Here is a 25,385-nt window from a genome sequence, read left to right on the forward strand (position 1 = left end):
TTGAACAATCTGGGTCAGGCGCTTCCGGGCGCGGCGCGAGCCGCCCCGGGGCCTTGATGCAGGATGCTCAGCGGCGCTTGGCCATGGCATCGGTGAAACGATCGAACAGTGGCGCGACGTCGGTCGGGCCTGGGCTCGCTTCAGGGTGGCCCTGGAAGCTGAACGCGCACTTGTCGGTGCGCTCGATGCCCTGCAGGGTACCGTCGAACAGCGACTTGTGGATGGCGCGGACATTGCCCGGCAGGGTAGCTTCGTCGACGGCGAAGCCGTGGTTCTGGCTGGTGATCATGACCACGCCGGTGTCCAGGTCCTGGACCGGGTGGTTGGCACCATGGTGGCCATGGCCCATCTTGACGGTCTTGGCGCCGGAGGCCAGGGCCAGCAGCTGGTGGCCGAGGCAGATGCCGAATACCGGGATCTCGGTTTCAAGGATTTCCTTGATCGCCTGGATCGCGTAGTCGCATGGCTCGGGATCGCCCGGGCCGTTGGACAGGAACACGCCATCAGGGTTGAGGGCGAGCACTTCGCTGGCCGGCGTCTGGGCAGGCACCACGGTCACGCGGCAGCCACGGGCGACCAACATGCGCAGGATGTTCAGCTTGACGCCGTAGTCGAAGGCGACCACGTGGTACGGCAGGTCGGCGGCTTCGAGGGTCGGGTGGCTGTCGGTTTTCAGCTCCCACACGCTGGAGCGCCACTCGTAGCGTTCCTTGGTGGAAACGACCTTGGCCAGGTCCATGCCCTTCAGGCCTGGGAAGGCGCGGGCAGCGGCGATGGCGGCTTCTTCGCTGATGTTGTCACCGGCGAGGATGCAACCGTTCTGGGCGCCCTTTTCACGCAGGATACGGGTCAGGCGACGGGTGTCGATGCCAGCGATGGCGACGACATTGTTGGCCTTGAGGTATTCAGGCAGCGACTGGGTGTTACGCCAGTTGCTGGCCAGCAGCGGTAGGTCACGAATGACCAGGCCAGCGGACCAGACGCGGTTCGACTCGGCGTCTTCCGGCGTGGTGCCGGTGTTGCCGATGTGCGGGTAGGTCAGGGTAACGATTTGCTGCGCGTAGGAAGGGTCTGTAAGGATTTCCTGGTAGCCGGTCATAGCGGTGTTGAATACCACCTCACCAACGGTCTGACCGTCGGCACCAATGGCTTCACCGCGAAAAATACTGCCGTCGGCAAGGGCGAGTATGGCTGGCTTTGTCAAGAAGACCTCCCGTAAATCAAGCATGAAAGGGCGATCGCAGGTTGCAAAAAAGCGGAGTGACGTATGGACACGTCACCCCGCTTTTATGTGCTGAATTCAATTCGCTGCGCGCTTTTAGTGGACACACTAAAGCTGTAGCTTACAGAAAAGTGCGTTTTGGGTCTACCGTATATGTGTCTCTAAAACACATGATTGCGACAGACTGACCTCGCCGTCAGCGAAAAACCTGTAGGAGCGGCCTTGCGTCGCGAAAGGACTGCCTAGCAGTCCAGGGGTTTTGCAGGGTCGCTAACGTCCTGGGGCCGCTTTGCGGCCCTTTCGCGACACAAGGCCGCTCCTACACAGATCATCGCAGCTCGAGTACATCCTGCATGTCATACAGGCCCGGCTCGCGCCCTTCCAGCCACAGCGCCGCACGCACCGCACCCTTGGCAAAGGTCATGCGGCTGGACGCCTTGTGGGTGATCTCCACACGCTCGCCTTCGGCAGCGAACAGCACGGTATGGTCACCGACCACATCACCAGCACGCACCGTGGCAAAACCGATGGTCTGACGCTCGCGCGCACCGGTCTGCCCTTCGCGACCGTAAACGGCCACTTCCTGCAGGTTACGGCCCAGGGCCTGGGCAACCACTTCACCCATGCGCAGCGCGGTACCCGACGGCGCATCGACCTTGTGCCGGTGGTGCGCCTCAAGGATCTCGATGTCCACGTCATCACCCAGCACCCGTGCTGCGGTATCCAGCAACTTTAGGCACAGGTTGACGCCAACGCTGAAGTTGGCCGCGAACACGATCGGGATCTCCTTGCCCGCTTCGACCAGCAACTGCTTCTCCTCGGGCGTGAAGCCCGTGGTGCCGATCACCATGGCCTTGCCAGCCTTGCGGCAGAACGCCAGGTTCTTCAGGGTTACCGAAGGATGGGTGAAGTCGATCAGCACATCGAACTCTTCGGCCACCTTGGTCAGGTCGTCGGAGATCGGCACACCGATACGGCCCAGGGCCGCCAGCTCGCCTGCATCGGCACCGACCAGCGAGCTGTCAGGGCGATCGACCGCGGCGGTCAAACCGGCCAGCGGTGCCTGTTGCTGCACGGCCTCGACGAGGGTCTTGCCCATCCGCCCAGCCGCGCCCATCACTGCAATACGTCGCATAGCCATTTCCTTATCAGAGATCGCCGAAGAAGCGCTTCACGCCATCGAACCAGCCACTGGCCTTTGGCGAGTGAGAGCTGTCGCCCTCGAGCGAATCACGCAGCTCTTCGAGCAACTCGCGCTGACGACGGCTGAGGTTGACCGGGGTCTCGACCGCGACGCGGCACAGCAGGTCACCCGCACCACCGCCACGCACCGGCGCCACACCCTTGCCGCGCAGACGGAACTGCTTGCCGGTCTGGGTGCCTTCCGGGATTTTCAGCTTCACCCGACCATCCAGCGTCGGCACTTCCAGCTCACCACCCAGGGCGGCATCGGTATAGCTGATCGGTACTTCGCAATACAGGTGCTTGCCGTCACGCTGGAAGATCTCGTGCTCACGCACATTGATCACTACATACAGGTCGCCGGTCGGGCCACCGTGGGTGCCCGCCTCGCCTTCGCCAGACAGACGAATGCGATCGCCGGTATCGACGCCAGCCGGCACCTTGACCGACAGGGTCTTGTATTCCTCGACGCGGCCTTCGCCGTGGCACGAGCCGCACGGGTCGGTGATGATCTTGCCCTGGCCATGGCAGCGCGGGCAGGTCTGCTGCACCGAGAAGAAGCCTTGCTGCATGCGCACCTGGCCGATACCGCCACAGGTCGGACAAGTGGACGGGGTCGAGCCCTTCTTGGCGCCGGAGCCATCGCAGGGCTTGCAGTTGACCAGCGTGGGAACGCGGATATTGACCGTGGTGCCACGCACCGCTTCTTCCAGGTTCAACTCCAGGGTGTAGCGCAGGTCGCTGCCGCGCTGGGCGCCGCCACGCGAGCCGCCGCGGCCGCCACCGAAGAAATCACTGAAGACATCACCGAAGATGTCGGAGAAGTTGGCGCCGCCGAAGCCGGCACCACCGCCACCCATGCTCGGGTCGACGCCGGCATGACCGTACTGGTCGTATGCCGCGCGCTTGCTGGCGTCGGACAGCACTTCGTAGGCCTCGTTGGCCTCCTTGAACTGCTCTTCCGACTCTTTGTCACCCGGGTTGCGGTCAGGGTGGTACTTCATCGCCAGGCGGCGATAGGCCTTTTTGAGATCACCTTCGCTGGCGCCACGCTCGACGCCGAGGACCTCATAATAATCACGCTTTGCCATAGGTCATTTGCACTCTTGAGGGCGTTCGGCATACCTCTGCGCTATGCGCTGTGCCGCAGCACCTGCCGCCCCGTGGGCTTTGACAGATGCTGTAAAAATTCTCGTATTCCAGACACACCAACGCGGGAGCAAGCCCCCGCGCGGCGACATCCTACCAGCTCACCGCCAAACGGCGGTGAGCTGGCCGACAACATGCAGGGATTACTGCTTGTTGTTGTCTTTTACTTCTTCGAACTCGGCGTCAACCACGTCGTCGTGCTTGGCTTCCGGCTCGGCCTGCTGGGCGCCGCCCTGAGGCTGTTCAGCCTGTTGCTCGGCGTACATCTTCTGAGCAACCGGAGCCGAGACTTTCGACAGCTCTTCGACCTTGGCGTCGATGGCAGCCTTGTCGTCGCCTTTGACAGCGGCTTCCAGGGCAACCACAGCCGCTTCGATGGCAGTCTTCTCTTCGGCAGTGACCTTGTCACCGGCGTCAACGACCATCTTGCGGGTCGAGTGAACCAGCGCGTCACCCTGGTTACGGGCAGCGGCCAGCTCTTCGAACTTGCGGTCTTCCTCGGCGTTGGCCTCGGCGTCACGCACCATGCGCTCGATCTCTTCGTCCGACAGACCGGAGTTGGCCTTGATCACGATCGACTGAGTCTTGCCAGTAGCCTTGTCTTTCGCACCCACGTGCAGGATGCCGTTGGCGTCGATGTCGAAGGTCACTTCGATCTGCGGAACGCCACGTGGTGCTGGCGGAATGTCAGCCAGGTCGAACTTGCCCAGCGACTTGTTCTGCGCAGCCTGCTTACGCTCACCTTGCAGCACGTGAATGGTCACGGCGCCCTGGTTGTCGTCGGCAGTCGAGAACACCTGCGACTTCTTGGTCGGGATGGTGGTGTTCTTCTCGATCAGCGCGGTCATCACGCCGCCCATGGTTTCGATACCCAGGGTCAGCGGGCTGACGTCCAGCAGCAGTACGTCTTTCACGTCACCGGCCAGCACCGCGCCCTGGATGGCAGCACCCATGGCAACCGCTTCGTCCGGGTTGACGTCTTTACGTGCTTCCTTGCCGAAGAAGTCGGCAACGGCCTTCTGCACCATCGGCATACGGGTCTGACCGCCGACCAGGATCACGTCGTCGATCTTGCTCGCGTCGATGCCGGCATCTTTCAGGGCGATGCGGCAAGGCTCGATGGTACGGTTGACCAGGTCTTCGACCAGCGACTCCAGCTTGGCGCGGGAGATCTTCACGTTCAGGTGCTTAGGACCGGTGGCATCTGCAGTGATGTACGGCAGGTTGACGTCGGTCGACTGCGTGGACGACAGCTCGATCTTGGCCTTTTCAGCGGCTTCTTTCAGACGCTGCAGGGCCAGCGGGTCGTTCTTCAGGTCCATGCCGGACTCTTTCTTGAACTCGTCGACGAGGTAGTCGATCAGGCGCATGTCGAAGTCTTCGCCACCCAGGAAGGTGTCGCCGTTGGTGGCCAGTACTTCGAACTGGTGCTCACCGTCGACTTCGGCGATTTCGATGACCGATACGTCGAAGGTACCACCACCCAGGTCATAAACGATGACGGTGTGGTCGCCCTTGGCCTTGTCCATGCCGTAAGCCAGCGCAGCGGCGGTCGGCTCGTTGATGATACGTTTTACGTCCAGGCCCGCGATGCGGCCGGCGTCTTTGGTGGCCTGACGCTGGCTGTCGTTGAAGTAGGCCGGAACGGTGATGACCGCTTCGGTAACTGGCTCGCCGAGGTAGTCTTCGGCGGTCTTCTTCATTTTCTTCAGGACTTCGGCGCTGATCTGCGGCGGAGCCATTTCCTTGCCAGCAGCCTCGACCCAGGCGTCACCGTTGTTCGCCTTGACGATCTTGTAGGGCACCAGCTTGATGTCTTTCTGCACGACATCTTCTTCGAAGCGGCGGCCAATCAGGCGCTTCACTGCGAACAGGGTGTTGTGCGGGTTGGTCACAGCCTGGCGCTTGGCCGACTGACCGACCAGGATTTCGCCGTCGTTGGCGTAGGCCACGATCGAAGGGGTGGTACGCGCACCTTCGGCGTTTTCGATGACCTTGACGTTACCGTTTTCCAGAATGGAGACGCACGAGTTGGTGGTCCCCAGGTCGATACCGATGATTTTGCCCATGTTTACTCTCCCGAAACTTGAATTTGGTAGCAGCGACTACGTTGGCCAACTGCGGAAATACTTGAAGGCTTGACACTTAGATGGGGATGCCCCAGCGGATTTCAAGCCTTCTCATCGATCGAAGGTTGCGGCGCGGCCGGCGCCTTGCTGACCACCACCATGGCAGGGCGCAGCAGGCGGCCGTTGAGCAGGTAGCCCTTCTGGAACACGTTCAGCACGCTGTTCGGCTCCAGCTCGGCGCTTTCCTGCATGGCCATCGCCTGGTGATGCTCGGCGTTGAACGGCTGGCCGTGCGGGTCGATGGCTTCGAGGTTGTAACGCTTGAGGGTGTCCTGGAACATCTTCAGGGTCAGTTCGACGCCTTCACGGATCTTCTTGACCTGCTCGTCTTCGGCACTGGAGTGGGCCAGGGCCAGTTCCAGGCTGTCGATCACCGGCAGCAGGTCGCCAGCGAACTTCTCCAAGGCGAACTTGTGCGCCTTTTCCACGTCCTGTTCGGCGCGGCGGCGGATGTTCTGCACCTCGGCAGCGGTACGCAGGGACTGATCCTTGGCGGCGGCCAGCTGCTCCTCGAGCACCTGCACGCGGGTACCGAGATCCTCTGCACCTGCCGCTTCGGCGTTAAGGTTTTCTTGATCCAGCTGTTCGTCAGCCATGGGGTCTCTCCTCCGTAATTTCTGTTGTACGAGCAAAGCTCGCCGTGTCTGCCGGCTATATGGGGCCGGAAAAAGCAGCTTCAAGGGGCAAGTGGCTTTTCCGGGCACACACAAAATCTGCCGGAGGGCATTGGCAGGGTCAAAAAAAGTACTGTATAAATAACCAGACTTGATCCTCGGGAGCCGCCCCCATGCTGGTGCACCTGTCCATTCACAACTACGCCATCGTCGAACACCTCGACCTCGAACTTGCCCGTGGCATGTCGGTCATCACTGGCGAAACCGGCGCCGGCAAATCGATCATGCTCGACGCCCTCGGCCTGGCCCTGGGCGATCGCGCCGACAGCGGCGTGGTGCGTCCGGGCGCCGACAAGGCGGACATCCTCGCCACCTTCGACCTGGCGGACATTCCCGAAGCACGCACCTGGCTGGCCGAGCGCGACCTGGACAACGACGGGCCGTGCATCCTGCGCCGCGTCATCACGGCCGAGGGTCGTAGCCGTGGCTACATCAACGGCACGCCCTGCCCCCTTGGCGACCTGAAGGCACTCGGCGAACTGCTGATCGATATCCACAGCCAGCACGAGCACCAGTCGCTGCTCAAGACCGACACCCACCGCCGCCTGCTGGACGAATACGCAGGCGCCATCGACCTGGCTCGCCAGGTGCAGCTGGCGGCCAAGCGCTGGAACCAGACCCGCCTGGAACTGGAGCGTCTGTCCAACTCCGGTGACGAACAGCGCGCCCGCCATCAACTGCTGAGCTACCAGCTGGAAGAGCTGGACAACCTGGGCCTTGGCGAAAACGAGCTGGAGCAGCTGGAGCAGGAGCACAAGAACCTGACCAACGCCGAAGCGCTGTTCGGCATCTGCCGTCAGGTCATCGACCAATGCAGCGAGAGCGACTCGGGCAACGTGCTCAGCGCCCTCACCTCCAGCCTCAACCGCCTGGGCGCCGCGACCAATTCGCCAAAGGCACTGGGCGAGGCGTCAAACCTGATCGCCAGCGCACAGATCCAGATAGAAGAAGCGATGGGTGAACTCAATCGCTTCCTCGACAATTTCGATGCCGACCCGATGCGCCTGCAAGCGCTCGAGGAGCGCCTCGACACCATCTACACCCTGGCGCGCAAACACCGGGTGCACCCCACCGAGCTGCCGCACCTGCAGCAGCGGCTGATGGAAGAACTGGAAGGCCTGAATGCCAGCGATGAGTCGATCGAGCGGCTAGGTGAAGAATTGGCGGCCTTCGCGCAGCATTACCAACAAAGGGCCATCGAGCTGAGTGCTTTGCGCCAACAGGCCGCACAGCAATTGGCGATTGCCGTGGAACAGGAAGTCCAGCGCCTGGGCATGCCGGGCGGGCGCTTCTGCATCGAGCTCACGCCTAACGAAGGCAGCGACCTTTCTCCCCACGGCCTGGAGCAGATCGAGCTGCTGGTCAGCGCCAACCCCGGGCAACCGCTCAAGGGCCTGGCGAAGGTGGCTTCGGGCGGTGAACTGTCACGTATCAGCCTGGCGATCCAGGTCATCACCGCGCAGACCTCGCGTATTCCGACACTGGTGTTCGACGAAGTTGATGTGGGCATCGGCGGGCCGACTGCCGAGATCGTCGGGCAGCTGCTGCGCCGACTGGGCGAGCGCGGCCAGGTGCTGACCGTGACCCACCTGCCGCAGGTGGCCGCGCAAGGGCATCATCATTTATTCGTGCACAAGGTGCGCAAGAGCGACACCACCCATACCGCAGTGGCCAGCCTGGGCAAGCGCGAGCGGGTCGAGGAAGTGGCGCGCATGCTGGGTGGCATCGATTTGACCAAGGAATCGTTGGCCCATGCGCGCAAGATGGTGGTGTCTGGTAAGGCTTGATGTCGCTCACCGCGGTAATTGTAGGAGCGGCCTTGTGTCGCGAAAGGGCCGCAAAGCGGCCCCCGAAATCCAGTGGCGCAGCGTAAATTGCTGGGGCTGCTTTGCAGCCCTTTCGCGACGCAAGGCCGCTCCTACAGGAATCATCACCCGACAATGCATTCTCCAGAAAGCACAAAGGCGACCCTAGGGTCGCCTTCGCTCTTCATAACGATCTAAATCGTTACTTTTTCTTACGCACATACAGGACCAAATTATGGTCCACCAGCTCGTAGCCATGCTCGGCCACGATCTCCTTCTGACGCCGCTCGATTTCGGCATCCATGAATTCGATCACTTCGCTGGTCTCCACGTTGACCATATGGTCGTGGTGACCGCCGTCCGCCAGCTCGAACACCGCGTGACCGCCATCGAAGTTGTGACGCACTACCAAACCCGCCGCTTCGAACTGGGTCAGTACGCGATAGACGGTTGCCAGACCGACATCCTCGCCAGCCTCCATCAGCGCCTTGTAGACATCCTCGGCGCTCATGTGACGTTGCTCGGTCGAATCGAGCATCTGTAGGATCTTGACTCGAGGCAGGGTCACCTTGAGACCGGCTTTGCGCAATTCGCTATTTTCAACCATGGTCAGCTTTCTCGCCGATGCTGCTTCGCAGCTTCTCTTAATACGGGTATGATCGGGGTTTACGTTGTCCAGCCAAGATAGTGGAAGTCGCCCACCGATGCAAAACACCAAGCTCTTGCTAACCAGCCTCACCCTAGTGGGACTGCTCGCACTCGCCGGTTGCTCGTTTCCCGGGGTTTACAAAATCGACATCCAGCAGGGCAATGTCGTTACGCAAGACATGATAGACCAATTACGCCCCGGAATGACCCGCCGGCAAGTAAGGTTTATCATGGGCAACCCGCTGATTCAGGATACGTTCAACACCAACCGTTGGGACTACCTGTACAGTTTGCAGCCAGGTGGCGGACAACGCCAGCAAGAACGCATGAGTATCTTCTTCAACGACAGCGACCAACTGGTCAGCCTGTCCGGAGACTTCATGCCAGGCGTGAGCCGCGACCAGGAAATCCTGGGTGGCAGCAGCGATACCACGGTCAGCCCGGCGAGCCAGTCCGAGCAGCCCGCGCCGCCGCCTGAACAACCAGAGAAGCCCGCCAAACCAGGCTCGGTGGAAGAATCCATCCAGCGCGAAATCGACACCATCGAGACCACTCCGGTGCCGACCCCCGCCCCGCTGGAAACCTCGCCGCAGTAAATGCAGGCGACATGAAAAAGCCCGGACCAGTCCGGGCTTTTTTGTGCGCGCCTGTATTAGTGGCGATCAGGCATGGAGCTGCTTGGCCCGCTGGCAGAACGCATCTACCAGGGTATTGGCCGCCTGGTTGAACAGTGGCCCCAAGGTAGCCCGCACGATGGGCCCGGCATAATCGAAGGAGAGGTCCAGGCTGATCTTGCAGGCCTTTTCACCCAGCGGCTTGAACACCCACACGCCATGCAGCTGAGTGAACGGCCCCTCTTCCAGGTTCATCTCGATGGACTGCCCCGGGACCAGCACATTACGCGTGACGAAATGCTGGCTCATACCGCCCTTGGCCACCTCCAGCTTGGCGCGCATGTGCGTATCGCTGGCTTCGATCACCGTCGAAGCCGAACACCACGGCAAGAATTTCGGGTAGCTGGCCACATCGTTGACCAGATCGTAAAGCGCCTGGGCAGGGTACGGCAGCAGGGCGGAGCGTTGAATATGGGTAGTCATCCAGGCGTCACTTCCAAGGCTGGGTGGCGGCGCTTCGCAGCGTGCCGAAAACAGGTTCTGTGCGTATGACAGGGTCTGTATTGTCCGGTATTCAATGCAGTGGCTCAAGCACACCGAAATCCCATAGCCGACGACGCTGTGACTTGCCTATAATGCCGCCCCTATGGCTAAGCAAAAGAAACATCCGACCGGGACCATCGCGCAAAACAAGAAAGCGCGACACGATTACTTCATCGAACACAAGTTCGAGGCCGGACTGGTCCTGTCCGGTTGGGAAGTAAAAAGCCTGCGGGCCGGCAAGGCGCACCTGACCGACAGCTACGTGCTGCTCAAGGATGGCGAAGCCTGGCTGTTCGGCAGCCACATCACCCCGCTGACCACCGCCAGCACCCACGTCATCGCCGACCCGATCCGTAGTCGCAAGCTGCTGCTGAACAAGCGCGAGCTCGAGCGCGTGGAAGCGGCGGTGGCGCAAAAGGGCTACACCTGCGTGGCCCTGGCGCTGTACTGGAGCAAGCACCTGATCAAGTGCGAGATCGCGCTGGGCAAGGGCAAGAAGGAATTCGACAAGCGCGACACCGTGCGCGAACGCGATTCCAACCGCGAGCTGCAGCGTGCGGTGCGCAACAAGGGCAAGGAAGAGTAAGACTTCTTTTAGCCTGTGCGGGCCTCTTCGCGGGGCAAGCCCGCTCCCACAGGAATAGCGTTGAACACAGGTTCGGCGCTATTCCTGTGGGAGCGGGCTTGTCCCGCGAAAGGGCCAGTCCATACACAACACCACATTAGCGCCCGCTGCGCCGCTCCGCCCGCGCCACCCGTTGCGCCTCGTCCTGCGCCTCTTCCAGCACCTCCTGCACATACAGAATGTGCCGGCTGGACACCTCCCGCGCATCCTCCGCCCTGCCCTCGACAATCGCCAGGTACAACTCGCGGTGCTGACTGATCAGCATGTCGCGCGTCTCGGTACGCTGCTGGTACATGCCACCAATGTTGGTCACCACGTTGCGCTTGAGCAGGTCGAACAACCCGCGAATGGTATGCAGCAAAACGGCATTGTGGCTGGCCTCGGCAATCGCCAGGTGAAACCGCGCATCTGCCGCCCCCTCCTCCGCACGCGTCACCTCATCCGCCCGCGAATAGCAGTCCTGCAAGGTATCGAACGCTGCTTTCAGCCGAACACGATCGGGCTCGGTGGCGCGCTGGGCCGCGTAATACGCGCAGGACGCTTCGAGGGTATGACGAAACTCCAGCAGATCACGCTGCGCCTCCGGGCTGTGCTCAAGCAACTGCAACAGCGGATCACTGAACGTCGAGCCCAGCGACTCGGCCACATAGTTGCCGCCACCCTGGCGACTGACCAGCAAGCCCTTGGCCACCAGCTTCTGAATCGCCTCGCGCAGTGACGGGCGCGACACCCCGAACTGTTCGGCAAGGGCGCGCTCGGCCGGCAGCCGCTGCCCGGAGGTCAGCGTGCCTTCGAGAATCATCCCTTCCAACCGATCGACGATGTCGTCGGACAGGCGCCGTTGGCGGACCTGATCAAAAACCATCACATGCTCTCCACAAACCCCCCGGCAGATTTCAGGGGGGCGCCTATTCTCGCCGATCCGGCCCACGCCAGCACCCATCAGCCACGGATTTTCCCGGGCGATCAGCCAGCCATTCATCGGCACGCGACCAAAGTTTTGCGCGGGACAAATTGACACACCGACAACGGCGCTTTTAACCTAGCGACCAGACATTGTAAATTGGTCTTACCAATTATCCAATGCCAGTGCGAACACCAACAACAATTAGGGGCCACCCCATATGCAAACCTGGCAACAACTCTATTCCCCGCTTGGTAGTCTTGGTCTGTCCGCACTGGCGGCGGTCATCCCTATCGTGTTCTTCTTCCTCGCCCTCGCCGTGTTCCGCCTCAAAGGCCACGTCGCCGGCAGCATCACCCTGGCCCTGTCGATCCTGGTGGCGATCTTCGCCTTCCAGATGCCTGTCGACATGGCCCTCGCCGCCGCGGGCTACGGCTTCCTCTACGGCCTCTGGCCGATTGCCTGGATCATCGTTGCCGCGGTGTTCCTGTACAAACTCACGGTCAAGAGCGGCCAGTTCGAAGTGATCCGCAGCTCTGTACTGTCGATCACCGACGACCAGCGCCTGCAGGTACTGCTGATCGGCTTCTGCTTCGGTGCCTTCCTCGAAGGCGCGGCCGGCTTCGGCGCCCCGGTGGCCATCACCGCCGCACTGCTGGTGGGCCTGGGCTTCAACCCGCTGTACGCCGCCGGCCTGTGCCTGATCGCCAACACCGCACCAGTGGCCTTCGGCGCCCTGGGCATCCCGATCATCGTGGCCGGCCAAGTCACCGGCATCGACGCCTTCCACATCGGCGCCATGACCGGCCGCCAGCTGCCACTGCTGTCGCTGTTCGTGCCGTTCTGGCTGGTGTTCATGATGGACGGCCTGCGCGGCGTGAAAGAAACCTGGCCTGCGGCGCTGGTCGCCGGCCTGAGCTTCGCCGTGACTCAGTACTTCACGTCCAACTTCATCGGCCCTGAGCTGCCGGACATCACCTCGGCCCTGGCCAGCCTGATCTGCCTCACCCTGTTCCTCAAGGTCTGGCAGCCGAAGCGCTCGTTCGCCGAAGCCAAAGGCAGCGTCGGCGCCGCCGTGGTGCAACCGAGCGGCAGCCAGCCGACCCCGTACAGCTTCGGCGAGATCTTCAAGGCCTGGTCGCCGTTCCTGATCCTCACCGTGCTGGTCACCATCTGGACCCTGAAACCGTTCAAGGCGGCCTTCGCCCCAGGCGGCGCGATGTACAACTTCGTGTTCAACTTCGCCATCCCGCACCTTGACCAACTGGTGATCAAGACCGCCCCGATCGTCACCGCGCCGACCGCCATGCCAGCGGTGTTCAAGCTCGACCCGATCTCCGCCACCGGCACCGCGATCTTCCTCTCCGCGCTGATCTCCATGGCCGTGCTGAAGATCAACTTCAAAACTGGTCTGACCACTTTCAAGGAAACCTTCTGGGAGCTGCGCTGGCCGATCCTGTCGATCGGCATGGTGCTGGCGTTCGCCTTCGTCACCAACTACTCGGGCATGTCCTCGACCATGGCCCTGGTACTGGCCGGCACCGGCGCCGCGTTCCCGTTCTTCTCGCCGTTCCTCGGCTGGCTGGGCGTGTTCCTGACGGGCTCGGACACCTCGTCCAACGCCCTGTTCAGCTCGCTGCAGGCCACCACCGCGCACCAGATCGGGGTCAACGACACCCTGCTGGTGGCCGCCAACACCAGCGGCGGCGTGACCGGCAAGATGATCTCGCCGCAGTCCATCGCCGTGGCCTGCGCCGCCACCGGCCTGGTCGGCAAGGAATCGGACCTGTTCCGCTTCACCGTCAAGCACAGCCTGTTCTTCGCCACCATCGTGGGCCTGATTACCCTGATCCAGGCTTACTGGCTGACCGGCATGCTGGTTCATCACTAAAGTGAAAGGGGCCGGGCGCCCGAGCGCGCCCGGCATCTCCTTCAACCCACGCTGCGAGAATCCATGATCATTTCCGCCTCCACCGACTATCGCGCCGCGGCCCAACGCAAGCTGCCCCCGTTCCTCTTCCACTACGCCGACGGCGGCGCCTACGCCGAGCACACCCTGCGCCACAACGTCTCGGACCTGGCCAGCATCGCCCTGCGCCAGCGCGTGCTGAAGAACATGTCCGAGCTCAGCCTGGAAACCAAGCTGTTCGACGAAACCCTGAGCATGCCCGTGGCCCTGGCCCCGGTCGGACTCACCGGCATGTACGCCCGCCGTGGCGAAGTGCAGGCGGCGCGTGCAGCGGCGGCCCATGGCATTCCGTTCACCATGTCGACCGTCTCGGTCTGCCCGATCGAAGAAGTCGCGCCCGCCATCAACCGGCCGATGTGGTTCCAGCTGTACGTGCTCAAAGACCGCGGCTTCATGCGCAACGCCCTGGAGCGAGCCAAGGCCGCCGGCGTGAAAACCCTGGTGTTCACCGTCGACATGCCGGTGCCCGGCGCCCGCTACCGCGACGCCCACTCCGGCATGAGCGGTGCCAACGGGCCGATGCGCCGCGTGCTGCAGGCCATGACCCACCCCGAATGGGCCTGGGACGTTGGCGTGATGGGCCGCCCGCATGACCTGGGCAACATCTCCAAATACCGTGGCAACCCCACGGGCCTGGCCGACTACATCGGCTGGCTGGGGAACAACTTCGACCCGTCGATTTCCTGGAAGGACCTGGAGTGGATCCGCGAATTCTGGGACGGCCCGATGATCATCAAGGGCATCCTCGACGCCGACGACGCCCGTGACGCAGTCAAGTTCGGCGCCGACGGCATCGTCGTGTCCAACCACGGCGGCCGCCAGCTCGACGGCGTGCTGTCCAGCGCCCGCGCCCTGCCGGCGATTGCCGACGCAGTGAAAGGCGACCTGAAGATCCTCGCCGACTCCGGCATCCGCAGCGGCCTCGACGTGGTGCGCATGATCGCCCTGGGCGCCGACACCGTGCTGATCGGCCGCGCCTTCCTCTGGGCCCTGGCCGTGCATGGCCAGGCCGGGGTGAAGAACCTTCTCGAACTGTTCGAGAAGGAAATGCGCGTGGCCATGGTGCTGACCGGCGCCAAGTCGATCAGCGAGATCAGCCGCGACTCGCTGGTCCGCGAACTGGGCGCCTGAGCGCCCGCCACACCACCGCCTGAATGACCGGGGCACACGGCGCGCCAGACGCCGTGGCCCCGCGAGGAGATTGCATGAGCCTGCCCGCCGCGTTCCTGCGTGATGTCGAGCACTTGATTCCCGCCGAACGCCGCTTCGACGACCCGACCTCGACATTGGCCTTCGGCACCGATGCCAGCTTCTACCGGCTGATCCCCAAGCTGGTGGTGCGCGTCGAGTCCGAAGACGAAGTGGTCGGCCTGATCCAGCTGGCCCAGCGCGAGCGCGTGCCGGTCACCTTCCGCGCGGCCGGCACCAGCCTCTCCGGCCAGGCCATCAGCGACTCGGTGCTGATCGTGCTCGGCGACAACTGGGGCGGTAAGGAAATTCGTGGCCAGGGCGAGCAGATCCGCCTGCAGCCCGGCGTGATCGGCGCCCAGGCCAACGCCTGGCTGGCCCCCTACGGGCGCAAGATCGGCCCGGACCCGGCGTCGATCAACGCCTGCAAGATCGGCGGCATCGTCGCCAACAATGCCAGCGGCATGTGCTGCGGCACCGCACAGAACACCTACCACACCCTCGCCGGCCTGCGCTTGGTGCTGGCCGACGGCACCCGCCTCGACAGCGAAGACCCAGCCAGCGTCGCCGCCTTCGAGAAGAGCCACGCCGCCCTGCTGGAATCGCTGGCCCGTCTGGGTCGTGAAACCCGCGCCAACACCGAACTGGCCGACCGCATCCGGCACAAATACCGGCTGAAGAACACCACAGGTCTGTCACTCAACGCGCTGGTGGACTACGACCAGCCGCTGGATATCCTGCAGCACCTGCTGGTCGGTTCCGAAGGCACCCTAGGCTTCATCAGTGCCGTCACCTACGACACCGTGCCCGATCACCCGCACAAGGCCAGCGCACTGCTGGTATTCCCCAGCGTGGAAAGCTGCTGCCGCGCCGTCACCGTGCTCAAGCGCCAGCCCGTGTCGGCGGTAGAGCTGCTGGACCGCCGCAGCCTGCGCTCGGTGCAGAACATGCCGGGCATGCCGCTATGGGTGAAGGGCCTGTCGGACAACGCCTGCGCCCTGCTGATCGAGTCCCGCGCCGCCAGCCAGAGCTTGCTGCACGAGCAGCTGCAACAAGTCATGGCGTCCATCGCCGAATACCCGCTGGAACAGAAAGTCGACTTCAGCGAAGACCCGGTGGTGTACAACCAGCTGTGGAAAATCCGCAAGGACACCTTCCCCGCCGTCGGCGCCGTGCGCCAGACCGGCACCACGGTGATCATCGAAGACGTGACCTTCCCCATCGAGCAACTGGCCGAGGGCGTCAACCGCCTGATCCAGCTGTTCGACAAGCACCACTATGACGAAGCGATCATCTTCGGCCATGCCCTGGAGGGCAACCTGCACTTCGTCTTCACCCAGGGCTTCAACAGCGCCGAGGAAGTCGCGCGCTACCAGGCCTTCATGGACGACGTGGCGCAGCTGGTGGCCGTGGAGTTCGGCGGCTCGCTCAAGGCCGAGCACGGCACCGGGCGCAACATGGCGCCGTTCGTGGAGCTGGAGTGGGGGCACGATGCCTACCAACTGATGTGGGCGCTCAAGCGCCTGCTCGACCCCAACGGCATCCTCAACCCCGACGCAGTGCTGAGCGAAGACCCGGACATCCACCTGAAAAACCTCAAGCCGCTGCCCGCTGCCGACGAGATCGTCGACAAATGCATCGAATGCGGCTTCTGCGAACCAGTCTGCCCATCCAAGGGCCTGACCCTCAGCCCGCGCCAGCGCATCGTCATGTGGCGCGACATCCAGGCCAAGAAACGCGCCGGCATCGATACCCGCGAGCTGCTGCAGACCTACCAGTACCAGGGCATCGACACCTGCGCCGCCACCGGCCTGTGCGCCCAGCGCTGCCCGGTGGGCATCAACACCGGCGAGCTGGTGAAGAAGCTGCGCAGCCAGGCGGCCGAGCACGGCAAGGCCGCCGACTGGCTGGCCGAGCACTTCCACACCGCACTGAGCGGCGCACGCCTGACCCTCACCGCTGCCAACACCGCCCGCAAATTGCTGGGCGCGCCGCGCCTGGGCCGCCTGAGCGCGACTTTGAGCAAGGTCAGCAAAGGTCGCCTGCCGCAATGGACCCCCGCCATGCCGCAGCCGCTGCGCAGCATCGACTTCGGCCCGGCCAGCAACGACGCCCGGCCACGGGTGGTGTACCTGGCCGCCTGCGTATCGCGGGTGATGGGCCCCGCCTACGCCGACCGCGAGCAAAGCTCACTGCTCGACAAGACCCGCGCCCTGCTGGACAAGGCCGGGTATCAGGTGGTGTTCCCCGACAACGCCGACAGTCTGTGCTGCGGGCAGCCGTTCGCGTCCAAGGGCTACCCCGAGCAGGCCGAGCACAAGCGCCAGGAGCTGATCAACGCGCTGCTGCACGCCAGCCGCGGCGGGCTTGATCCGATCTATTGCGACACCAGTCCTTGTACCCTGCGATTGGTGCAGGATCTGGGCGACACTCGCTTGGACCTCTACGACCCGGTGCGCTTCATCCGTACTCATCTGGTGGACAAGCTGGAGTTCACCCCGCAGGACGAACCGGTCGCCGTGCATGTGACCTGCAGTACCCAGCACCTTGGCGAGAGCCAAGCGCTGATTGACCTGGCGCGGCGGTGCAGCAAGCAGGTGGTGATTCCGGAAGGGATTCACTGCTGTGGCTTTGCGGGGGATAAGGGGTTCACCACGCCGGAGCTGAATGCGCATTCGCTGCGGAGTCTGAAGGATGCGGTGCAGTATTGCAGTGAAGGGATTTCTACCAGCCGGACGTGTGAGATTGGGTTGTCCAGCCATAGTGGGATCGACTATCACGGGTTGGTTTACCTGGTTGATCGCGTGACCCGGGCGCGCAGTATTTGAATTTGGGAAGTGGCTTGGAGGCGCCTGGCGATAGTTTTTCGGCGCTCTCGAGATCGAGCGCCGCCCGCGCGGCGCATCGCGGATGAATCCGCTCCTACATTTGTTGCAACGTACCTATACCTGATAGGCCATGGTTGTCAGCCTTGTTGGCACGGCGCGATTTTTCGGCTGGCGCTGCTGGCGCCCCTGCAGTCTCAAGACATGCGCCAAGGCTAACAACCATGGCCTGACAGGAGTGGCACGTTGCAACAAATGTAGGAGCGGATTTATCCGCGATGCGCCGCGCGGGCGGCGCTCGATTTACGCACCACCAAAAAACTCAAGACATGCACCTGCCAGCCCCAACCTCCCCCTCCAGCCGTAAGACTTTTCCCAACCTGCAACCAAATGCTTCTGTATGGGACACTTTGGGAATTATCCTACGATCGCTTCAGACGTTTCGCTGTTGTTGCTCACAACCATCAGGGCTAATTTCCCAGAGTCGTTTTCGAACGATGTGGGTGTGAGAACCCTGTAAACATGACAGCAGCCTCGTTATGGCAGCCTTGCGCGGGCAGACCTCGGTCTGGCCGGCTTTCCCATGTTTACCGGTTTCTCACCCCGCGCATGGCTGCCACCCCAATCCCGTGAGAAGGATCGAAATGGCAGCTCCCGTTGAGTAAACAAACTGGGAACTCCACCATGAAGAAGATCGTCCCCGACCCACCCCGCCTCACCCCCTACTTCTCCATCCACAGCGACATGCCCCCACCAGACGCCCTGGCCCACGCCAGCGAACTCCTGCGCGGCGTCGCCGAAACCATCGACGAACACTGCCGCATCCATTTCGGCGAATCAGGCTTGAGCATGCTCGGCAACGCCGCCCATGCCTCCGAGACCTCAAGAGCCCTGATCGAGCACGCCTTGACCGGCCTGCACAAATCGAAGGCCCAGGAGTAAAGCCATGAATGACCCACTCAAGCACGCGACCACCGCCGGCCACGAGACATTCGACCTCTTCCGCCTGCAACCCGGCGTCCCCTTCGACCACGCCTTCAGCCAGCTCTCGGTCCTCCTCGGCTGCATCCGCCACCTGACCACCGAAGCCGAAATGGAAAACGACCGCAAAGCCGGCAGCGCAGCCAGAATCCTCAGCGAAATGGCCAAGGCCCTGATCGACGACCTGGAACTCGGCATGCACAAACACCCCTGACTCCACCGCAATCGGCCCCCACCCCGCGACCGGTGTGGGAGCCGGCTTGCCGGCGATGAGGCCAGCACAGACACCCCTCATGTCGCCAAGCCACCACCCCAATGGAACCGTCTTCAAACCCCAGCAGTCCACCCTTACAGGCCCACCCTCCAGAGGCCTTGCAAAGGAGACACCCATGAAAGGTACTGCGCTTTCCGCCCTATTCGCGGCCGCCACCCTCCTGGCGTCCCCGGTGTTCGCCGCCGACGACCTCTGCGCCGCCAACCTGCAGAAGATCAACGACAGCATGACCACCGCCGGCGCCACCTCCGAAGGCCTGGACAAGGCCCTGACCGAGCACGTCGACAAAGCCAAGGCCGCCCAAGCCGCGGGCGACGACAAGCAATGCATCGCCATCACCAGCAAAGTGCTGGAGCGCCTGGAGAAAACCGAAAAAGGCGGCGGCTCGTCCGGCGGTGCTTGAGCCTGAGCGGGCGGCGACGGAACCTGCTGTCGACGCCGCCCGCACAAAGGCGTATACTTCGCTCAGCGTGCCGAAAGGTACGTGAGCTTAGACAGCTGTAAGCGTGGGGCCGATTAGGATTCGACGCCGGTAGCGAAACTCTAGGTGCATGCCGAGTTGGTAACAGAACTCGTAAATCCACTGTTGCAACTTTCTATAGTTGCCAATGACGAAAACTACGAGGGTTACGCTCTCGCTGCGTAAGCAGCTGAGCCCGCTCTCCTGGTAGCTTCGGCTCCAGCAATCATCAGGGGATGCCTGTAAACCCGAAATGATTGTCATACAGAACAGGATCGTCGTGTAGCACGTTGGGGGCAAAGCGACTAAAACTTACCCAACTCGTCCAAAGCACCCTGCCCGTCGGGCGGCTGCGGATTAACTCAGTAGACACGGCTAAGCATGTAGTACCGACAGCGGAGTACTGGCGGACGGGGGTTCAAATCCCCCCGGCTCCACCAAATGATCAAAAAAAGACGTCCATGGACGTCTTTTTTTGTGCCTGAAGCCCAGTAAATACAAGGCCTCCAGCGCTTTTACGGTCTTTTGAGAGTTTTTGAGTTCCAGCCATTCGGGTATTCCAGACGGTATTCCAGTCCGTCCGGTGCTAATCTTTGGAATACCGAATCAGTGCCTGAGGACAATCTCATGCCTGCTTAAAACCTCCGCCTCTCCGATCGACAGCTCAAGGGAGTCAAACCCGCGTCCAAGGATTTCGTCCTCACCGACGGTGACGGTTTGCAACTCCGCGTACGCAGCAACGGCTCGTTGCTGTGGAATTTCAATTACCGTGAACCTGTAACCAAGAACCGCATCAACATGGGCTTGGGTACCTATCCAGAGCTCTCACTGGCGAACGCCCGAAAGAAGGCAGTGCAAGCCCGCGAACTGCTCGCCCAAGGCATCGATCCAAAGGTGCAGCGCGATACACTGAATGAGGCCAAGCGCGCCGAAACGGAGCACACCTTCGAGGCCGTCGCCACCGCCTGGTTCGAGCTCAAGAAAGACTCGGTCACGCCGGCCTACGCCGAGGACATCTGGCGGTCACTCACGCTGCATGTGTTTCCCGACTTGAAGACGTCGCCACTCGCGAAAATCACCGCACCGATGGTGATCGAGCTGCTTCGTCCAATCGAAGCGAAAGGCAGCCTGGAGACGGTCAAGCGCCTTAGTCAGCGGCTTAACGAAATCATGACCTACGGCGTAAATTCCGGCCTGATCTTCGCCAACCCGCTCAGCGGCATCAGGGCTGTATTCAAGAAGCCCAAGAAAGAGAACATGGCTGCGCTGCCACCCGAAGAACTCCCCGAGCTCATGCTGGAGATCGCGAACGCCAGTATCAAACGCACGACCCGCTGTCTGATCGAATGGCAGTTGCACACGATGACTCGCCCCGCCGAGGCGGCAACTACTCGCTGGGCAGACATCGACTTTGAAAGGCGTGTCTGGACTATCCCCGCGGAGCGGATGAAGAAGCGCCGCCCACATAGCATCCCGTTGAGTGATCACGCTGTCGCACTGTTGGAGTCACTCAAGTCTCACAGCGGCCATCGCGAATACGTCTTTCCGGCAGACAGAAATCCGCGCACACACGCCAATAGCCAGACCGCCAACATGGCGTTGAAACGTATGGGCTTCCAGGACCGGTTGGTCAGCCACGGCATGCGTTCAATGGCCAGCACTATCTTGAATGAGCATGGGTGGGACCCGGAGCTCATTGAGGTCGCACTGGCGCATGTCGACAAGGATGAAGTGCGCAGCGCCTACAACCGAGCTGACTACATTGAGCGCCGGCGCCCGATGATGGCCTGGTGGAGTGAGTACATCCAGAAAGCCGCCACCGGCAGCCTGCTCGCCTCTGCATACGGCCAAGTCAGAGACAAGAACGTGGTGCCGATCCGCTAGGGCTGTACAGGCGCAATAACGGCGGCGACAGCAACTGAGCGCTCAAGATTCAGGGAAAGCAGCCTCGTTCATCCGCTTGTTAGCACGGGTCCATCCAAACAGGGCTGCAAAGCCGCCCTGTTTGGATGGACCTCACTTTGAAGAGCTAAAAGCCACGACGTTGTCCAGGATTTACCACGGAACTCCACCGATGGATAACCGCTTTTCACGTCCCCAAGAGCTCTGAGCTTCGGCCCTTGACCGGGTTTATCCACAGGCGTAGAACTGGCCCTGCAAGCGCTGTCGATGACAGCACCCCAGGTGACCCGAACCTTAAAGGTCACGCCGCTCCCGCGGTGGTTCTCCCCCCTAATGGCGATTCGCGTCCGGCAGCTCGCCCGGTCACCTCCCCCGGTGATGGATGCCTACTTCAAATCATGGCCCTCATGCGCCAGACAACACTTCTTACGTCGCTGCCCTGCAGCAACCTATCCGCTTGGCCGAATCTTGCGCCAACCTGTGCCCGTCTCTTTCTTCTGGAAAGAGACGGGCACTTCTACCACTGCTGCAGCCCTGATCGCACATGGCTTTGCGGCATTCCCCCTCGTGACAATCGGCGTGACAAACGCCGATGTCACCAGCAACAGCCATGGAGATGATGGTGCCGCAGACCAAGGAATGGACTGCACCTGACTGACAATCAGGCATGTCCCGGTCATCGCATTGCTGCTTGCACCTGGCTCAGGATCTCGCGGCACTGGTCTCGTCAGCCAATGCAGCCTCCACCCGCCCACCGGTAACGGTGCTCAGGAGGCCAGATCATGAGATGCCCTTGCTCCCGGTCGTAAGGAGCCGCCAGTCCCGCGTAAGAGGACATCCCCACAGGTCGCAGGGGCCTTGATCCCTGATAACACTCAGCATTCTTGGCGGGATGACGTGGGGCACGGATCGGAAAAATGGCGATGAGGTGATCGACATGGGATTGGTAGGTAGGCGCGATGGCCGCAATTTCGGCTACGGCAGGCAATTGAGTTACGCAGGGCCGCAGGCGCTGAAAGACATGTTTGGCGGTGGCCACTACAGCACAGTCAAAGCGCACTGTGATCGGTGGCAGGCATTCGTGATGTGGTGCCGCTCCGAACAGGGGCCCGGTATCAACGATGCGCGGCAGATTGATCGGAAGGTATTGGCGGACTATGCGTCGTATCTGCGCGACATTGTTAGGCGCGGTGACCTCGCCGTCAGTACCGCACAAAACCGGCTATCCAGCGTTAACAGGACCATGGCAGCGCTTCGCGGTGATCAGTACGTGAAGTTACCAAGCCCGAGCAAGGCGTTGGGTATGCAGCGCACCAGGGTTCGCCAGTCGGTGCCGCAAGGGCAGGATCGCGCGCAGGTGCAGCAGATTGTCGATGTGCTTTGTAATCGTGAACAGCTACGCGCGGGGGCGATGATTCAGATGGCACGTGCCACTGGGATGCGGTTGCGCGAAACAATATTGGCTGATTTGCCCAGATTGATCCGTGAGGCTGACAGGCTCGGCAAGATCAATATCCAGGAGGGCACGAAAGGCGGCCGAGGTGGTGCATCTGCGCCACGATGGATTGCAGTGGATCAACATATTCGGGATGCACTGAGGTTTGCGGCAAAGGTGTCGCCGAAAGGTAGCCGTAACATGATCGCGCCAAGCGAGAGCTATGCGAACGTGTTGCAACGAGTAGCCGGGGCATCGCGGGACGTCCTGCATAAAAACGCCCTGAAAGGATTTCATGAGTTGCGCGCGGCGTATGCCTGTGAGCGCTACGAGCAGATTACCCAGCATCCTGCACCGATTAATGGTGGTCATTGCTATGCCATCGATCCGCGCCTCGACCGTGAGGCTCGCATACAGATCAGCTATGAGCTAGGGCATGGCCGGATTGAGGTAGTCGCTGCCTACATCGGGGGACGGGTATGACCAAGGCGTTTGATATGGAGGTGTTCTTGGCTGCCGCGCTGACTGGGTCTCACGCGACGCGGCAGCGACACTTGCGCCAAGCGAAGATTATCCAGGCTGCAATCGTACAGCGATGGCAGCGCGAGTCGCCTTGGGGATGGAAACGGAAGCATCTAGCTTGGTTTCTCAAACATAGCCTGAAACATCGCGGTGAGGGCACACGATATTACTATCTGCTCACTGTTCGACTGATCACCCGACGTCTAGAAACGTCATGGGTTTTCAATCTTTGAAAAGAAATAGGGCCTCCGCTGCGAGCGGCGGCCAGAATCGGCCAGGAGCCGTCACCGAGATGCGTGGATGAAGCGATTTAAGTTCTGCTCCGAAGGTCAAACTAGCTTTAACTTCGCTAGGAAGGCCAAGCCAATACTGACTGAATGGATACTCGACAAGGAATTGAACAGTCGCGACGTAGATTGGACAGCTTGATGGCCTATTGCTACGCTAAATTGGTTCTCTGACATTGGCTGACACACAAGGAATAGTGCTTTGCCTAACGTGGAAAAAGTCAGGACGTTATCAATTCGGCTCCTACGCGAGGAGTTTGATATTGCGGAGGCGTTCAAGGACGAGTATTCGCCCGGTACTGGAAGAGTCCAGCTCAGGCGTAGCGACTGGCCGTTAGTGGAAGGTGGCGAGCTGTTTGTGGGCCAACTATTCACGAGCCGTCCAAGCTGGCTCGGGTTCTTGGAAGAGCAAGCAGGGCCTCAGCCTGAGAACCTGATTGCTAGCGGTGCCGGAGGCGTCCTGTTTTTGCCTACAGATGACCGCATTTTCGCCATCTGCTTCGGGCATATTCATTTTGCTCTTAATGACGAAGCATTCGAACGCCAGTTTGGCCTTAAGGTCACGCTTAACTCAGTGCCGCGTGATGGACTGCGGACGCTGGACCTGGCGACACCAGATGCCGTCACATTCCAGAAGCGAGTGCAGGCTAGCAAAGACAGTGATTTGCAGGACTTTGGAGTAGATGTTCTAAGAGACCTCGCGCGTGTAGCGGGTGGTACTCCCAGTGATGTGTCCTTCGCAAGATTTGCAGCCGGCCGTGACACTCTTTCGATTACGTGCAAACTAACGTCAGAGACTCTGGCGGATAAGTGCGAGCAGGTACTGGCTGTCTATCGAAGCGATACGTACAAACAGCGATTCCCGTGGATCGACAACATGCAGGTTGTGCGGATAAAGGAGACTCTCGCTACCCTCGACGGCCACTTGTTCGAGGCAATTAACTCATTGCGAGCAGGGGATGAGAGTGAGCTCCATATGGCCCCCCCAGAGATTGTTGACTATGAGGAAGGCTGTCTCCTTCATTACAACGGCTTTGGCAGCAGTGGTACAGATTTTCACAGCCTGTCGATCGAAGACTATGTGGCGGAACTAAATCGCTGTGAGTTCGATGGTACGATTGATGACATCCGCGAGCGCCACTACATCAAAGCCAAGGCCCCAGATGCTGAGGTGTTCAAGGAGCAGTGGCGGGTATACCACTGCTTTACCTTCGAAACCAACCTCAGAGCGGATGATGAGGATCGCAGCTATGTGCTTTTCGCTGGGCACTGGTACAGCGTAGACCGCAATTTCAAACGACAGGTCGAAGCTCGTTTCCAGGCTATCCCTCGGGTAGATATCATAGGGCCGACCGAGTGTCGGAATGAGCGAGAGCTCATTGCAAATCTCGTTGAGCATCGTGAAGACCTACTATGCCTGGATCAGGTAAAAATCAATCCGCTGGGGGTACGCTATGCCAACATCGAACCGTGCGATTTTCTGTCCAGCGATAAACAGTTTATCCATCTGAAGGACGGCCACTCTTCGGGGCCAATAAGCCACCTTTGGTCACAAGGTGTGGTGAGCGCGGAGGCGCTTGTGAGCGATGCAGATTTTCGCAAGAAGCTTCGCAGCGTAGTGCGAGGGCTTCGTAACGAGGCTGTACGCCTCTTGCCTGCAATCAATGGTCGTGTCGTCCGAGCCGACTACACCGTCGTCTATGGCGTAATGCGCAAACCCTACAAGAATGGTGAACTCGATCTGCCTTTTTTCAGCAAGGTGAGTCTTCAGGCGGCCGTGGACCGCATTGATCAGCTCGATATTCCCGTCGCGCTGGAGATCATAGCCAAACCTGCCAACGAGCAAGACGAAGGAGAAGAGTAGAGATAGGGTAGAGCAGCAGGTCTGCAGGGCAAGCACACCGCGACAGATCCGCAATTACTCTCTCCAGATTATTACCTGAAATCAAAGTTTCAAGTTGCTTGCTATAAATTGCCACTTCAAACCCACGGCAAACGTCGGGTCAGTAAAATTCTCCTCGGCTCAACCACCGCGCTGCAAGCCAGA

General features: G+C 61.1%; 20 protein-coding genes, 1 other RNA gene and 1 pseudogene. 14 read left to right on the forward strand and 8 right to left on the reverse strand.

What is annotated here, in order from left to right; all coding sequences use genetic code 11:
• Positions 1 to 67: 67 nt before the first annotated feature.
• From carA to grpE, 5 genes are all read right to left on the reverse strand, one after another.
• Positions 68 to 1,204: a glutamine-hydrolyzing carbamoyl-phosphate synthase small subunit gene (carA, locus tag ACIPZG_RS19365; protein WP_400716185.1), complete on the reverse strand. Its 1,137-nt coding sequence runs from the start codon at positions 1,202 to 1,204 to the stop codon at positions 68 to 70.
• Positions 1,205 to 1,550: 346 nt separating this feature from the next.
• Complete coding sequence (gene dapB / locus ACIPZG_RS19370) at positions 1,551 to 2,357, reverse strand: 4-hydroxy-tetrahydrodipicolinate reductase (protein ID WP_008096228.1); 807 nt, start codon at positions 2,355 to 2,357, stop codon at positions 1,551 to 1,553.
• A gap of 13 nt (positions 2,358 to 2,370) precedes the next feature.
• The gene (gene dnaJ / locus ACIPZG_RS19375; protein WP_008096229.1) at positions 2,371 to 3,495 is read right to left on the reverse strand and encodes a molecular chaperone DnaJ; all 1,125 of its coding nucleotides are present in this window, start codon (positions 3,493 to 3,495) and stop codon (positions 2,371 to 2,373) included.
• A gap of 201 nt (positions 3,496 to 3,696) precedes the next feature.
• Entirely contained in the window at positions 3,697 to 5,622 is a 1,926-nt protein-coding gene (dnaK, locus tag ACIPZG_RS19380) for a molecular chaperone DnaK (RefSeq protein ID WP_008096230.1), read from the reverse strand.
• A 101-nt stretch (positions 5,623 to 5,723) separates the two neighbouring features.
• Entirely contained in the window at positions 5,724 to 6,278 is a 555-nt protein-coding gene (gene grpE / locus ACIPZG_RS19385) for a nucleotide exchange factor GrpE (protein ID WP_400716187.1), read from the reverse strand.
• Between the two features lie 191 nt (positions 6,279 to 6,469).
• Here grpE and recN point away from each other — a divergent pair, with 191 nt between their 5' ends.
• Positions 6,470 to 8,143: a DNA repair protein RecN gene (gene recN, locus ACIPZG_RS19390; protein WP_400716189.1), complete on the forward strand. Its 1,674-nt coding sequence runs from the start codon at positions 6,470 to 6,472 to the stop codon at positions 8,141 to 8,143.
• A 220-nt stretch (positions 8,144 to 8,363) separates the two neighbouring features.
• Here recN and fur read toward each other — a convergent pair whose 3' ends face one another.
• Complete coding sequence (gene fur, locus ACIPZG_RS19395) at positions 8,364 to 8,768, reverse strand: ferric iron uptake transcriptional regulator (protein ID WP_008096237.1); 405 nt, start codon at positions 8,766 to 8,768, stop codon at positions 8,364 to 8,366.
• Between the two features lie 97 nt (positions 8,769 to 8,865).
• Here fur and ACIPZG_RS19400 point away from each other — a divergent pair, with 97 nt between their 5' ends.
• Positions 8,866 to 9,405, forward strand: coding sequence for an outer membrane protein assembly factor BamE (locus ACIPZG_RS19400; RefSeq protein WP_400716191.1), 540 nt, complete (start codon positions 8,866 to 8,868; stop codon positions 9,403 to 9,405).
• A gap of 66 nt (positions 9,406 to 9,471) precedes the next feature.
• Here ACIPZG_RS19400 and ACIPZG_RS19405 read toward each other — a convergent pair whose 3' ends face one another.
• Positions 9,472 to 9,906, reverse strand: a complete 435-nt coding sequence (locus ACIPZG_RS19405) for a type II toxin-antitoxin system RatA family toxin (protein ID WP_400642712.1) — start codon at positions 9,904 to 9,906, stop codon at positions 9,472 to 9,474.
• A gap of 163 nt (positions 9,907 to 10,069) precedes the next feature.
• Here ACIPZG_RS19405 and smpB point away from each other — a divergent pair, with 163 nt between their 5' ends.
• Positions 10,070 to 10,552, forward strand: a complete 483-nt coding sequence (gene smpB / locus ACIPZG_RS19410; protein ID WP_008096242.1) for an SsrA-binding protein SmpB — start codon at positions 10,070 to 10,072, stop codon at positions 10,550 to 10,552.
• Between the two features lie 136 nt (positions 10,553 to 10,688).
• Here smpB and ACIPZG_RS19415 read toward each other — a convergent pair whose 3' ends face one another.
• The gene (locus tag ACIPZG_RS19415; RefSeq protein WP_008096244.1) at positions 10,689 to 11,456 is read right to left on the reverse strand and encodes a GntR family transcriptional regulator; all 768 of its coding nucleotides are present in this window, start codon (positions 11,454 to 11,456) and stop codon (positions 10,689 to 10,691) included.
• Positions 11,457 to 11,715: 259 nt separating this feature from the next.
• On the opposite strand from ACIPZG_RS19415, the gene ACIPZG_RS19420 reads away from it, so the two are divergent.
• From ACIPZG_RS19420 to ACIPZG_RS19470, 11 genes and pseudogenes are all read left to right on the forward strand, one after another.
• Positions 11,716 to 13,386 (forward strand): lactate permease LctP family transporter, encoded by a 1,671-nt coding sequence (locus ACIPZG_RS19420; RefSeq protein WP_400716193.1) that lies wholly within the window; start codon positions 11,716 to 11,718, stop codon positions 13,384 to 13,386.
• Positions 13,387 to 13,449: 63 nt separating this feature from the next.
• Complete coding sequence (lldD, locus tag ACIPZG_RS19425; protein WP_008096246.1) at positions 13,450 to 14,595, forward strand: FMN-dependent L-lactate dehydrogenase LldD; 1,146 nt, start codon at positions 13,450 to 13,452, stop codon at positions 14,593 to 14,595.
• A 74-nt stretch (positions 14,596 to 14,669) separates the two neighbouring features.
• Positions 14,670 to 17,480 carry an FAD-binding and (Fe-S)-binding domain-containing protein gene (locus ACIPZG_RS19430; protein WP_400716195.1) on the forward strand — a complete coding sequence of 937 codons (2,811 nt, stop codon included), beginning with the start codon at positions 14,670 to 14,672 and terminating at the stop codon, positions 17,478 to 17,480.
• Between the two features lie 681 nt (positions 17,481 to 18,161).
• A complete protein-coding gene (locus ACIPZG_RS19435; RefSeq protein WP_400716197.1) occupies positions 18,162 to 18,419 on the forward strand; it encodes a hypothetical protein in 258 nt (85 codons plus the stop codon).
• Positions 18,420 to 18,423: 4 nt separating this feature from the next.
• Positions 18,424 to 18,672, forward strand: coding sequence for a DUF3077 domain-containing protein (locus ACIPZG_RS19440; RefSeq protein ID WP_400716199.1), 249 nt, complete (start codon positions 18,424 to 18,426; stop codon positions 18,670 to 18,672).
• Between the two features lie 175 nt (positions 18,673 to 18,847).
• Positions 18,848 to 19,135 (forward strand): hypothetical protein, encoded by a 288-nt coding sequence (locus ACIPZG_RS19445; RefSeq protein ID WP_400642703.1) that lies wholly within the window; start codon positions 18,848 to 18,850, stop codon positions 19,133 to 19,135.
• Between the two features lie 105 nt (positions 19,136 to 19,240).
• Positions 19,241 to 19,632, forward strand: a transfer-messenger RNA (tmRNA) gene (gene ssrA, locus ACIPZG_RS19450).
• A 205-nt stretch (positions 19,633 to 19,837) separates the two neighbouring features.
• Positions 19,838 to 21,076: pseudogene (locus tag ACIPZG_RS19455) on the forward strand (integrase domain-containing protein); the annotation flags it as partial.
• Between the two features lie 955 nt (positions 21,077 to 22,031).
• A complete protein-coding gene (locus ACIPZG_RS19460; protein WP_400716403.1) occupies positions 22,032 to 23,012 on the forward strand; it encodes an integrase domain-containing protein in 981 nt (326 codons plus the stop codon).
• Positions 23,009 to 23,284 (forward strand): hypothetical protein, encoded by a 276-nt coding sequence (locus ACIPZG_RS19465; RefSeq protein WP_400716201.1) that lies wholly within the window; start codon positions 23,009 to 23,011, stop codon positions 23,282 to 23,284. The genes ACIPZG_RS19460 and ACIPZG_RS19465 overlap by 4 nt, the downstream gene beginning before the upstream one ends.
• Before the next feature lie 265 nt (positions 23,285 to 23,549).
• Positions 23,550 to 25,202 carry a DUF6119 family protein gene (locus ACIPZG_RS19470; RefSeq protein WP_242788319.1) on the forward strand — a complete coding sequence of 551 codons (1,653 nt, stop codon included), beginning with the start codon at positions 23,550 to 23,552 and terminating at the stop codon, positions 25,200 to 25,202.
• Positions 25,203 to 25,385: the final 183 nt, after the last annotated feature.

The organism is Pseudomonas sp. NPDC089395 (assembly GCF_044749525.1).
In the GTDB taxonomy this organism is placed as follows: domain Bacteria; phylum Pseudomonadota; class Gammaproteobacteria; order Pseudomonadales; family Pseudomonadaceae; genus Aquipseudomonas.

Excerpts from the sequence above, each read along its gene's own strand:
- dapB (WP_008096228.1), bottom strand. The coding sequence starts at position 2,357 with ATGCGACGTATTGCAGTGATGGGCGCGGCTGGGCGGATGGGCAAGACC.
- dnaJ (WP_008096229.1), bottom strand. The coding sequence starts at position 3,495 with ATGGCAAAGCGTGATTATTATGAGGTCCTCGGCGTCGAGCGTGGCGCC.
- dnaK (WP_008096230.1), bottom strand. The coding sequence starts at position 5,622 with ATGGGCAAAATCATCGGTATCGACCTGGGGACCACCAACTCGTGCGTC.
- grpE (WP_400716187.1), bottom strand. The coding sequence starts at position 6,278 with ATGGCTGACGAACAGCTGGATCAAGAAAACCTTAACGCCGAAGCGGCA.
- recN (WP_400716189.1), top strand. The coding sequence starts at position 6,470 with ATGCTGGTGCACCTGTCCATTCACAACTACGCCATCGTCGAACACCTC.
- fur (WP_008096237.1), bottom strand. The coding sequence starts at position 8,768 with ATGGTTGAAAATAGCGAATTGCGCAAAGCCGGTCTCAAGGTGACCCTG.
- ACIPZG_RS19400 (WP_400716191.1), top strand. The coding sequence starts at position 8,866 with ATGCAAAACACCAAGCTCTTGCTAACCAGCCTCACCCTAGTGGGACTG.
- ACIPZG_RS19405 (WP_400642712.1), bottom strand. The coding sequence starts at position 9,906 with ATGACTACCCATATTCAACGCTCCGCCCTGCTGCCGTACCCTGCCCAG.
- smpB (WP_008096242.1), top strand. The coding sequence starts at position 10,070 with ATGGCTAAGCAAAAGAAACATCCGACCGGGACCATCGCGCAAAACAAG.
- ACIPZG_RS19415 (WP_008096244.1), bottom strand. The coding sequence starts at position 11,456 with ATGGTTTTTGATCAGGTCCGCCAACGGCGCCTGTCCGACGACATCGTC.
- ACIPZG_RS19420 (WP_400716193.1), top strand. The coding sequence starts at position 11,716 with ATGCAAACCTGGCAACAACTCTATTCCCCGCTTGGTAGTCTTGGTCTG.
- lldD (WP_008096246.1), top strand. The coding sequence starts at position 13,450 with ATGATCATTTCCGCCTCCACCGACTATCGCGCCGCGGCCCAACGCAAG.
- ACIPZG_RS19430 (WP_400716195.1), top strand. The coding sequence starts at position 14,670 with ATGAGCCTGCCCGCCGCGTTCCTGCGTGATGTCGAGCACTTGATTCCC.
- ACIPZG_RS19435 (WP_400716197.1), top strand. The coding sequence starts at position 18,162 with ATGAAGAAGATCGTCCCCGACCCACCCCGCCTCACCCCCTACTTCTCC.
- ACIPZG_RS19440 (WP_400716199.1), top strand. The coding sequence starts at position 18,424 with ATGAATGACCCACTCAAGCACGCGACCACCGCCGGCCACGAGACATTC.
- ACIPZG_RS19445 (WP_400642703.1), top strand. The coding sequence starts at position 18,848 with ATGAAAGGTACTGCGCTTTCCGCCCTATTCGCGGCCGCCACCCTCCTG.
- ACIPZG_RS19460 (WP_400716403.1), top strand. The coding sequence starts at position 22,032 with ATGGGATTGGTAGGTAGGCGCGATGGCCGCAATTTCGGCTACGGCAGG.
- ACIPZG_RS19465 (WP_400716201.1), top strand. The coding sequence starts at position 23,009 with ATGACCAAGGCGTTTGATATGGAGGTGTTCTTGGCTGCCGCGCTGACT.